The sequence below is a fragment of the Bacteroidota bacterium genome, assembly GCA_039714315.1.
Taxonomy (GTDB): Bacteria; Bacteroidota; Bacteroidia; order Flavobacteriales; family JADGDT01; genus JADGDT01.
The window spans coordinates 1-11,976 of sequence record JBDLJM010000098.1 but is presented as its reverse complement, the minus strand read 5'-3'; the positions used below and the strand labels follow the sequence as shown (position 1 = coordinate 11,976).

9 protein-coding genes are annotated in these 11,976 nt (G+C 35.9%); 7 read left to right on the top strand and 2 right to left on the bottom strand.

All coding sequences use genetic code 11. From position 1 onward, the window contains the following. Positions 1-160: prolyl oligopeptidase family serine peptidase (locus ABFR62_09995; protein MEN8138750.1), on the top strand; the 160-nt coding region annotated here is incomplete at its 5' end. Between the two features lie 113 nt (positions 161-273). On the opposite strand, the gene glgX is transcribed toward ABFR62_09995, so the two are convergent. Beyond that, positions 274-2,328 carry a glycogen debranching protein GlgX gene (glgX, locus tag ABFR62_09990; GenBank protein ID MEN8138749.1) on the bottom strand — a complete coding sequence of 685 codons (2,055 nt, stop codon included), beginning with the start codon at positions 2,326-2,328 and terminating at the stop codon, positions 274-276. A gap of 165 nt (positions 2,329-2,493) precedes the next feature. Between glgX and ABFR62_09985 the strand changes: the two genes are divergently transcribed. Then, positions 2,494-3,456: a DMT family transporter gene (locus ABFR62_09985; GenBank protein ID MEN8138748.1), complete on the top strand. Its 963-nt coding sequence runs from the start codon at positions 2,494-2,496 to the stop codon at positions 3,454-3,456. Positions 3,457-3,486: 30 nt separating this feature from the next. On the opposite strand, the gene ABFR62_09980 is transcribed toward ABFR62_09985, so the two are convergent. Beyond that, positions 3,487-5,037 (bottom strand): hypothetical protein, encoded by a 1,551-nt coding sequence (locus ABFR62_09980; protein ID MEN8138747.1) that lies wholly within the window; start codon positions 5,035-5,037, stop codon positions 3,487-3,489. Between the two features lie 181 nt (positions 5,038-5,218). Here ABFR62_09980 and ABFR62_09975 point away from each other — a divergent pair, with 181 nt between their 5' ends. The 5 genes from ABFR62_09975 to ilvC all read left to right on the top strand — a co-directional run bounded on the left by ABFR62_09975 (position 5,219) and on the right by ilvC (position 11,694). After that, positions 5,219-6,391 (top strand): 2-isopropylmalate synthase, encoded by a 1,173-nt coding sequence (locus ABFR62_09975; GenBank protein ID MEN8138746.1) that lies wholly within the window; start codon positions 5,219-5,221, stop codon positions 6,389-6,391. Between the two features lie 178 nt (positions 6,392-6,569). Further along, complete coding sequence (locus ABFR62_09970) at positions 6,570-7,337, top strand: TatD family hydrolase (GenBank protein ID MEN8138745.1); 768 nt, start codon at positions 6,570-6,572, stop codon at positions 7,335-7,337. 424 nt (positions 7,338-7,761) lie between these two features. Further along, complete coding sequence (gene ilvB, locus ABFR62_09965; GenBank protein MEN8138744.1) at positions 7,762-9,498, top strand: biosynthetic-type acetolactate synthase large subunit; 1,737 nt, start codon at positions 7,762-7,764, stop codon at positions 9,496-9,498. Between the two features lie 69 nt (positions 9,499-9,567). Continuing rightward, positions 9,568-10,113 (top strand): acetolactate synthase small subunit, encoded by a 546-nt coding sequence (ilvN, locus tag ABFR62_09960; GenBank protein ID MEN8138743.1) that lies wholly within the window; start codon positions 9,568-9,570, stop codon positions 10,111-10,113. A gap of 102 nt (positions 10,114-10,215) precedes the next feature. Next, positions 10,216-11,694, top strand: coding sequence for a ketol-acid reductoisomerase (gene ilvC / locus ABFR62_09955; GenBank protein ID MEN8138742.1), 1,479 nt, complete (start codon positions 10,216-10,218; stop codon positions 11,692-11,694). Positions 11,695-11,976: the final 282 nt, after the last annotated feature.

Below are 11,976 nucleotides of genomic sequence, written 5' to 3'. Positions count from 1 at the left end.
ATATACTCAGGGAATGCAGGCGTTTAATGCTGCTCAGCTAATGGGAATACCATCTCGTGGATTATATTTTCCATACGAAGGCCATTGGGTACTGGGACCTCAAAATGGTATGATATGGCATACTGAGTTTTTCAGTTGGCTGGATAAATGGTTGAAATAATATATTTATTTTTATAGTAAAAGAGGCACAATTGTGATTAAAACAATTGTGCCTCTTTTAATTTATATCATCTAATTCAATTACATTTCATTTTGATGTGTAATTGGTATAAATTATTTATCTATCAATACCACAATCGATCTGTTTTCGACCATTATACTTTTTTTATTGTCGAAAAGAGTACAGGTATCGCTGTTATCCTGAGATGTATCAACCTGTAAATTCCATTTGCCGTATATAGCTTCCGGAATTTCAAATTCCAGATCCTCCCAAAACATATTCATAAAAACCAGTATTCTTTCCTTTCTTTTCGGATAGTGATATTCAAAACCTAAAGAATGTGAGTTTTCGCTCCAGTCCGGTTCGTTTACTTTTGTTCCGTGCCACGAAATAACCGGACAACCATCTTCACTGGCAACAGTATCCATATTTTTTGAATACCTAAGTACTTTAAATTCCTGGGTAATTGATACTAATGACCTTACAAAATTCAACAGTTCTGTATTGTTTTCTATCAGGTTCCAGTCGAACCAGTTTATTTCACTGTCTAGACAATATGAGTTGTTGTTGCCATTTTTCGTTCTCCTTACTTCATCTCCCATTAATATCATTGGCGTACCCTGTGAAAAGAATGATATTGCGAAGAAGTTTTTAATCTGTTTTAAACGTAAATATTCAATTGATTTATCATTAGTTTTTCCTTCAACTCCACAATTCCAACTGTGGTTATCATTGGCTCCGTCCAGGTTGCTTTCGCCATTTGCAGCATTGTGCTTTTGATTGTATGAAACCAGATCGTTCATGGTAAAACCATCATGACAGGTAATAAAATGTATACTTTTCGATACCTTATAGGTACTTTTCTTAAAAATATCCGGACTGCCAACAATTCTGGATGCTATTGTTGAAACAATACCACCTTCTCCCTTTACATATCTCCTGATATCATCGCGATATTTTCCATTCCACTCAGCCCACTTATCGCCGGTAAAAATCCCTAGCTGATATAGTCCCGAAGCATCCCAGGCTTCTGCTATTAGTTTTGTACATGCTAATGTCGGTTCGGATTCTATCGACCAAATAATTGGGGGATTTACAATCGGCTCACCAAATTCGCTCCTCGAAAGTACTGATGCGAGATCGAAACGAAAGCCGTCAACATGCATCTCCTTTACCCAATAATTCAATGAGTCAATAATCATCCTTCGTGATATTGAATGATTGGCATTAAATGTGTTTCCACAACCTGTAAAGTCCAAATATTTTGCTTTATCTACAGAGTCTAAAATGTAGTATGCTTCGTTTTCGAACCCTTTCATACACAATAACGGGCCTCCGTAGTTTGATTCTGCAGTATGGTTATAAACAACATCCAAAATCACTTCAATACCCTCCTTGTGCAAAGCTTTCACCATATCCTTAAATTCACGGATAGCTTCTATCGGTTCTTTTTCTGTGCTGTAAGTATTATGTATAGCAAAGAAATTAATAGGCGAGTATCCCCAGTAATTACTCTTATTTACCGGAGCATCCTGTTCATCAAAAGCAAATACAGGCATCAGCTCAACAGCATTTATTCCCAGAGATTTCAAATATGGTATCTTTTCTATCAATCCCGCATAGGTACCCCTGATGCTTTCGTCCAGACCTGAGCTTCTAGATTTTGTAAATCCACCTATGTGCATTTCGTAAATTACGAGATCCGATAAGTCTGTTTTAGGGTGAGAATCATCTTCCCAATCATAGTCACTACTATTTACAACAACCGATTTATACCCATTTGCTATGTTGTCAACGCCGTATTTTTCGGCTTTCATCCTATCGTAGTCCATTGCATAAATTCCTTTAGCATAGGGATCTATCAGTATTTTAGATTTGTCGAATGCCAATGCTTTTGAAGGATTATATTCTCCATCAATTCTATATGCATAATATTGCCCTGCACCAATATCTTCAATATGAATATGCCAGTAATAATACGACTTGTTTTCTTCAGGAGAGAGAGCAATTGTATACGTAGGCTCGATATCATCTTTATCATCAAATAATAATAATTCAACTGATTTAGCATTTTGAGAAAAAACGGAGAAGTTCACCCCATTTTTTATAATCGTAGCTCCTAAAGGTTCAGGTGTCCCAATAGATTTAATTATTTTTCCCCTCTTCATATTGTCTATAACACTTTTGTAAACACAAAAATAAGATTAAAGTTTTAAGGCTGGTATTATTAATAGGTTAAAAAACGCCAATATTTAAATAGTAAGTTTGAGACAGGCTCGCTTTTTTATATCTGCAAATAGTCTTTTCTTTGTACAAAAGTACTTTTTAGATAGATGGACAAAAGTAAGAGTGTAATTTTTGGAGCTACTATAATTGGGATATCCGCTATATTGTGGGGCTTTGACGGCATCGCATTAACTCCCAGATTATATAATTTAGATGTTACTTTTGTTGTTTTTATACTTCACCTTATTCCATTTTTATTGATGAATTTATTTCTTTACAAGAAATATTCGTTATTAAAGACATTAGATAAATCAGAGCTTATATCATTAATTTTTATTGCAATGTTTGGTGGTGTAATAGGAACTATGGCAATAGTCAAAGCTCTTTTCCTGGTAAACTTTCACTCTCTTTCGATAGTAGTATTACTTCAGAAATTACAACCGATATTTGCGATTTTTCTGGCAGTTACCTTTTTAAAAGAAAGGTTGCGAAAGCGTTACATTTTTTGGGCTGCTGTGGCATTAGTTTCGGGCTATTTCCTGACTTTTGGATTTGAAACTCCCGTATTTGATTTGAGTAATAATACTTTTCAGGCTTCGTTATTTGCCATTCTTGCTGCATTTTCGTTTGGTAGCTCAACAGTTTTCGGTAAAAAAGTAATGAATAAACTGGATTTTGCCTCAACAACGTTTTTTAGATATGGTTTTACTGCATTTATAATGTTTTTCGTTGTAGCTGCTAATTCATCTTTTAACGGCTTTGCAGAAGCAACAAGTCAGAATTGGATTGTTATTATGTTGATTGCTCTTACTACGGGTTCAGGCTCAATGATGCTGTACTATTATGGTTTAAAGCGTGTAAAAGCTATTATAGCTACTATTATGGAACAATTTTTTCCTATTTCGGCTGTGTTCTTCGATTATATAATTAACGGGAGCATACTATTGCCGGTACAGATAGTTAGTGCAGTAATAATGATATTCGCAATAATAAACTTAAATACTGATAATGTTAGAGCGATTTCTAAACTCAAAATTAGGATTATGAAATCGAAAAAGAAACATGTTTAACAGTGGAACAAAACAAAAACTCACACACATTTACTCCCTTAATCCCAAAAACTTTTCTTTGATTACCTGCTCTACAGTAATACCCTCAATTCTACTTTCTAGCCACGAGATTAAATCTAAGTAAAGGAAAGGACGTTTATCGTAGGGATGATTACGTATTACCTTTAGTTTTTTGAGTATCTTTTTGAATTCGGTTTTCAGATCTTTTTGAGTAAAGCCCGGTGTGCGCTTCAAGAATTTGAAGATTTCTTTATGTACCTCTCCCAAATCATGAAGTTTTGCAAGGTATCTGTATACAGATTTTATCTGATATTCCAGCAAATCTTCATTTCCAAGTTCGAAATGGGCGATAAGCATTAATAGGCGGCTGTAAACATGAATATCTTCACGCAGTTTTTGGTCTCCAAAATTTATTATTTTATTCAAATACCTTATAGCCTCTTTGTTTTTGCCAGCTCCAAAAAGTAAAGAAGCAAATTTGTAATAGAAGACTAAAATTCTGTGAGGGTCAAGTCTGTCTTTGAAATATGCCATCTGTTCTTCCCAATATGGAATCATTTTAACACCTTCGCTAAACTCCCCCGTCATATAGAAATTATTAATTCTATTTGATTCTAAATATAAGAATGATAACAATTCAGAATTTTCATTAAGTTTTCCCTTTCTCTTTTCATTAAAGCTTTCCATCTTATTCAATGCCTCTATGAATCTGTTGTGGTGGTCAGTTCCCACGTGATGCAATGCATTGAGTAAATTATGTATACCTTTGAGGTACATATCAGGATCAAGATCAATCATGTGTGGTGACGATTCAAAAATATCCACCCACTTTTGTGCATAGCGAAAACACATTTTGAAATCCTGAGTAATCAGGTGATACCATACATGTGATTGGTATAAGTATAATTTGCTGAAAAAATCCAGTTCATTGTACTCATATTTCGGAAGGTTATTTATAAAGAAATCGTGTATTCGTATGTAATCGTTTTCACTTTTTACAAAGCCCTCTTTCAGATATCTATCATAGAGGCTCAACGCGAAATTCGACAACTGGTTGGCGGAAGTTATTTCTGAAACTAATTTGCATGACTCACTACTAAGGTTTTCAGCACGCTTTTCTATACTGCGGGTTATGTACCGTGATTCTATTTCTTTTTCGAATTCTACAACTTCCAGATGTAATGTAGTGAAATATGATTTTTTTGCAAGCACTTTTGTTTTATCCAATACTTTTAAACTTTGCATATAAAGTCCCTTATTGTAAAGTAGTCTTGCATAATCTAAATTCTCTCTCACCTGGATATCAGAATTGCTTTTATGCAGGTGGCGCAAACTCGATAATAAAATTTTGTATAAATGTGCCTTTTGATTCGATAACTGTCCTTTAGAAATACTCTTAACTTTCTTTAGAATTATTTCTTCATCATAAGCCTCAATTTTATCCATAGTATCGAAAAGTTGTACAAATTTCAGATCGCCACTACTGTGCCGATGCTTCGCATAAAGCCTGAAATTCCTTTTTTCGGCTTTAGAAAGTGTTTTTATTAACTGAAAAGTACTATCCTTTTTCGAGTTTGCCATCGTAATAAAATTTATCATAAAAGTAAGAAAATAAAGACTATAGGCGATATGTTGCTTACTTTGGAAACCGTAATAATAAAAAAATGTGTTTTAGATTAATCTTTAAAAATATCGTGATTTGTATTATCAAATAGAAATAATTAAAGTCTGCTCTAAGTAGCAAAATTAAAAAAAACAGTTTATGTCAGGTGATAAAGTTTATATTTTCGACACAACATTGAGGGATGGAGAACAAGTTCCCGGAAGTAAATTAAATACCCGTGAGAAGATTGAAATAGCTTTAGCACTCGAAGAACTTGGTGTAGATATTATTGAAGCCGGATTTCCTGTTTCAAGTCCCGGAGATTTCGAAGCGGTAATGGAGGTGTCAAAAGCTGTGAAAAACCCAACGGTTTGTGGGTTGACAAGAGCCGTAGAAAATGATATTGAAGTAGCCGGAAGAGCTTTAAAATATGCGCAAAGAGGTAGGATACATACAGGTATTGGTACTTCGCAACAACATATATATAATAAATTAAAATCAACACCCGAAGAAATAATCCGCAGAGGTGTTGCAGCCGTAAAATACGCCAGAAATTTTGTTGATGATGTAGAGTTTTATGCTGAAGATGCCGGTAGAACTGATAATGAATTTTTGGCAAAAGTTATTCAGGAGGTTGTAAAAGCAGGAGCTACAGTTGTAAATATTCCTGATACAACAGGATATTGCCTGCCACAGGAATACGGAGAAAAGATAAAATTCCTGAAAGATAATGTTGATGGAATTGATAATGTGATTATTTCTACTCACTGCCACAACGATTTGGGAATGGCAACAGCAAATTCCTTAGCAGGAATTCAAAACGGAGCACGTCAGATCGAAAGTACAATCAATGGTATTGGTGAAAGAGCAGGAAATACTGCGTTGGAAGAAGTTGTGATGGCAATTAAACAACAGAAATTGCTAAACTTTCACACATCAATAAATTCTGTAATGTTGAATCCGATCAGTCAATTGGTTTCAGAGAGAATGAAAATGGTTGTGCAGCCAAACAAAGCAATTGTCGGGGCTAATGCATTTGCTCATTCATCAGGAATTCATCAGGATGGTGTTTTGAAAAACCGTGAAAATTATGAGATAATTGATCCTGCATCTGTAGGTGCCGGTGAATCAGCATTCATACTTACAGCACGTAGTGGAAGAGCTGCTTTGAATTATAGGGCTAAGAAAATAGGCTTTGATTTAGAGGTGGAAGAACTTAATACAGTTTATCATCATTTCCTTGATGTAGCCGATAAGGTTAAGGAGGTTACGGATGAACATTTAACAAAAATATTTAATGGTTACCTAGGAAGGAACCAAAAAGCAATTTAGTCAGTATTTCATAGGACTGAAAGTATTCAAAACCTTATGTTGGTTAGTGGATTTGGGCCGTTTTACCTTGTTTATACAAATAAACGGCCAATCCCTTTTAACAAATTTTTCTTGCGTATTAAAGCATTGATTGGAATGAGATAGAATTCATTACTTTTGCAGCAAATTATAGAAAGTAATGGTTTTAACGGATACACATACTCATCTTTATTCAGAACAATTTGATAAAGACAGAGATGAGGTAATAAAAAATGCTATAGATGCCGGAGTAAGCAGGATGTTTCTTCCCGGTATTGATAGCGAAAGTACAGAGGCGATGCTCGAGCTTGAAGCACAGTACCCTGAGAATTGTTTTGCAATGATGGGCTTGCACCCAACTTCGGTTGATGAAAATTGGGAAAAGGAGTTAAAGCATGTTGAAGAGTGGATAAGAAAGAGAGATTTTGTAGCGATTGGAGAGATCGGAATCGACCTTTATTGGGATAAAACTTTTCTCAAAGAACAACAGTTTGTTTTTCGTAAGCAGATACAATGGGCTAAAGAAAAGAATTTGCCAATAATAATACATGTTAGAGATTCTTTTGACGAGATATTTGAAATACTGGAAGAAGAAAAAGACGAAAAGCTAAGAGGGATTTTTCATTGTTTTACAGGAACATTGGAGCAAGCCGAAAGAGCAATTTCCTATAATATGAAATTGGGAATTGGTGGAGTAGCTACTTTTAAAAATGGAAAAATTGATAAGTTTTTAAAACAGATTGATTTGCAGAATATTGTTTTGGAAACCGATGCTCCATATTTAGCCCCTACACCATATCGTGGCAAACGAAATGAAAGCATTTACCTGTTAAAAGTCGCTGATAAGTTATCGGATATATACGAAATGCCAATTTCTGAAATTGCAAAGGTTACAACTGCTAATTCATTGGAAGTTTTTGGAGTATGAAAATTTCAAATTGTCAATTAAATTGAAATATTTCAACAGATATAATGAAAACAGAAAGTAATTAATGAAAAGATCAGATAATTTTACGGTTATTGATGTAAACTATATATCTTTACCCTTGTAAAGTTGTTAAAGTGATAGCATCTAAATTTCAGAAAATATTACGTTCATAATGTTTTCCGAATTGGTGCAAAAGTTATTGAGCCGTCTGATAAAGACGGCTTTTTACAAATTAGAAATATATAAAAAACATGCTTAGATTTGATATTATCAGTAACGTCATTATTCTTCTTCGGGAAACCTGATGAGGCAGATATTGTGTTACTAATAGTATACTAAAATCCTTTCTCATCCGTGTGAAAGGATTTTTTTTATATAAATGTGTTTGATAGTAAAATAGAATAATTAATAAATAAATCTTACAATGGAAGTAGTAAGTAAAAACAAAAGCAACAAGGCAATCAAGCCTACTGCGATTAAAATGAGCGGAGCCGATGCGGTTATCCGATCTTTAATCGATCATGGTGTTGATTATATATTTGGCTACCCGGGTGGTGCCAATATGCCAATTTACGATTCAGTGTATAATATGAGCGATGAGATTACTCACGTTCTGGCTCGTCACGAGCAGGGAGCAATACATGCTGCCGAAGGTTATGCGCGAAGTTCAGGTAGAGTTGGGGTCGTCTTTGCTACTTCCGGACCCGGAGCTACAAACCTGATTACCGGTATTGCCGATGCTCATCTGGATTCTACTCCACTGGTATGTATAACAGGACAGGTAAATGCAAACCTTTTAGGTTCTGATGCATTTCAGGAAACAGATGTTACAGGTATAACTTCTCCAATTACTAAGTGGAACTATCAGCTTACAAAAAAAGAAGAGATTGTTGAAGTAATTGCAAAAGCGTTTTACATAGCAAGTACCGGAAGACCAGGACCTGTATTGATAGATATCTCAAAAGATATTCAGTTCGAAGAGATAGAATACGAGTTAAAAAAGCATGAATATATTCGAAGCTATGTTCCTTATCCGAAATTAAATATTGAAGAGCTTAAAGAAGCAGCTGAGCTTATTAACTCTGCAAAAAAACCGATGATTATATTTGGGCAGGGAGTAATTTTGAGCGGTGCTGAAAAGCAACTTAAAGAACTTGTTGAAAAAGCAGATATTCCGGCAGCTAATACCCTTTTAGGTATTTCGGCACTTGATACCGATCACCCTAATGCTGTTGGTATGGTAGGTATGCATGGAAATTATGCCCCTAATGTTTTAACAAACTCATGCGATGTATTAATTGCAATCGGTATGCGTTTCGATGATAGAATCACAGGCGATTTGAATCAGTATGCCAAACAGGCAAAGGTTATTCATTTCGATATTGACAAATCTGAATTTCATAAGAATGTAAAAGCAGAGGTTACTGTCTTAGGTGATGCTAAAGCAACGCTTACAAACGTACTTGATTACATAGAAAAGAATAATCATTCCGACTGGAAAGCGGAGTTTGATAAGCTTGAAGCCATAGAGAAAGAAGAAATTTGGGATAAAATATTAAAACCAAGTGAAGGTAAAATAACAATGGCCGAAGTTGTTAGGGATGTTTCAAAAATGACTGATGGAGAGGCTGTTGTTGTTACAGATGTTGGACAACACCAGATGTTTGCTTCAAGATATTCTTTATTTAAGCAGACAAAATCCTTTATTTCTTCAGGAGGTTTAGGAACAATGGGATTTGGACTTCCTGCAGCAATAGGTGCTAAACTTGGAGCTCCAAACCGTGAAGTGGTATCTTTTTCGGGTGATGGCGGTTTTCAAATGACTATGCAGGAGTTCGGTACAATAATGGAGTATGGTGTTACTGTAAAACAGGTTGTTCTTAATAACGGATACCTTGGAATGGTACGTCAATGGCAGGATTTATTCTTCGATAAACGTTACGCTTCAACTCCAATGATGAGTCCCGAATTTGGTAAAATAGCTGAAGCTTATGGCATAGAATACAAAAAAGTAGAAAAACGTGAAGATTTACAGGCCGCATTACAGGAAATGCTGGATTGTGATAAATCGTATTTACTGGAAGTTGCCGTACAGGAAGAACTTAATGTATTCCCAATGGTGCCCGGAGGCGCTGCTGTAACTGAAGTTAGACTAAAATAAAAAGCTATATGCTTTGAGCGATAGGCAAACAGCCTAAAGTCTAAAGCATACGGCCTAAAGCATTAGAAAATGGAAGAAAATAAACAATATACTCTTTTCGTATATTCCGAAAACCATATCGGAGTTATGGGAAGAATTACAAATACTTTTACGAGCAGAAACCTGAACATTGACAGTTTAACAGTTTCCGAATCGGAAGTTGCAGGGGTTTACCGTTTTACAATAGTTACTCATGCTACCGCTTCGTTAATGATGCTTATGTCTAAGCGTATAGAGCGTCAGGTTGACGTAATTAAAGCAGGATATTTCGCAGAAGAGGAATTGGTAACTCAGGAAGTGGCGATGTACAAGCTTTCAACAGATGTGCTTACCGACGGTATGGAAATCGAAAGACTTTTAAGAAAGCACAGTGGACGTATTCTTGCTGTACACAAGGATTATTTTGTAATAGAAAAAACAGGCCATAAAGTAGAAACTCAGGCTCTATTCGAGGATTTAAAAGTTCATGGAGTATTCGAATTTGTGCGCTCCGGTAGAGTTGCCATATCTAAACCAATGGTACTTTTCCAGGAAATTCTTCAGGATGTTGAAGAAGAGGCTAAGCAAACTTCATAAGTAAAAAATAAATTAACCGATGTCACGGGCATCATAAACAATAATGGCGTTAGCCATAATAAACTGTCTAGGCTTAGCCAAGACGATAAACTAAATTTTAAAATGGCAAATTATTTTAACACACTTCCACTACGTGATCAATTAAAGCAGTTAGGAACATGCGACTTCATGGATAACTCAGAATTCGCTGATGGTGTAAAAAAACTTGAAGGAAAAAAAGTTGTTATCGTAGGTTGTGGTGCGCAAGGACTTAACCAGGGTTTAAACATGCGCGATTCAGGATTAGATATCTCTTACGCTTTGCGTGAAGGAGCTATCAAAGAAAAGCGTCAATCATATTTAAACGCATCTGAAAACAATTTCGCAGTTGGTACTTACGAAGAAATGATTCCTTCGGCTGATTTGGTTATTAACTTAACTCCGGATAAACAACATACTTCTGTTGTTACTGCAGTTATGCCATTGATGAAAAAAGGATCTACACTTTCTTATTCTCACGGTTTCAACATCGTTGAAGAAGGAATGCAGGTTCGTAAAGACCTTACAGTAATTATGGTTGCACCTAAGTCTCCGGGTTCTGAGGTTCGCGAAGAGTACAAACGTGGATTTGGTGTTCCAACACTTATCGCTGTTCACCCTGAGAATGATCCTCAGGGAGACGGTTTCGAAATAGCAAAAGCTTACTGTGTAGCAACTGGAGGTCACACTGCAGGTGTACTTGCTTCTTCTTTCGTAGCAGAAGTTAAGTCTGACCTTATGGGTGAGCAAACTATACTTTGTGGTTTACTTCAAACCGGAGCTATCCTTTCTTTCGACAAAATGGTTGAAAAAGGTATTGAACCGGGTTACGCTTCAAAACTTATCCAATACGGATGGGAAACAGTTACTGAAGGTCTTAAGCACGGTGGTATCACAAACATGATGGATCGTTTATCAAACCCTGCAAAAATCGAAGCATTCAAGATTTCTGAAGAGTTAAAAGATATCATGCGTCCGTTATTCAATAAGCACATGGACGATATCATTTCCGGAGAATTCTCTAAAGTAATGATGGAAGATTGGGCTAACGACGATAAAAACCTTCTTGATTGGAGAGCTGCTACACAAGATACAGCATTCGAAAAACAAGAAAACACATCACAGGAAATTGATGAGCAAGAGTACTACGACAATGGAGTATTATTAGTTGCATTCGTTAAGGCTGGTGTTGAGTTGGCATTCGAAGCTATGGTAGAAGCCGGTATCAAGCCTGAGTCTGCTTACTACGAGTCTTTACACGAAACTCCGCTTATCGCAAATACAATCGCCCGTAAAAAACTTTACGAAATGAACCGTATTATTTCTGATACTGCCGAGTACGGAACTTACCTTTTCGATCACGCTGCTCAACCATTATTGGCTGACTTTATGAAAAAAGTTGAGACTAACATCATTGGTAAAGCATTCGAATCAAACGGAAACGGAGTTGATAACCAGGAGTTGATCGCTGTAAATAAAGCTATCCGTAATCACGGTGTAGAAAAAATCGGTGAAGTTCTTCGTGGAGCAATGACGAATATGAAATCCCTTGCTATCAAATAGTATTGTTTATACAAAACTCTAATTAAGGGATTCGATGTGACAAAATCATAAAATAGTTTTCACATCAAAAAATTGCAGTAGGTTAATCCTAAACGGCAAATTTTAAAAATATAAAGGCGTTACGTGAGTAGCGCCTTTTTTGTTTTTAGTAGCTTTCTGACTGTAATATATATAGGGGCCTAATCCCGCTATCCGTTATAGTCCTCAGCCCTCAGGCATTTCACAATGGCATTTTGGAGGCTTCCTAAGGTCAGCCGCCAAAATACCTTGTTCAATAGCCTT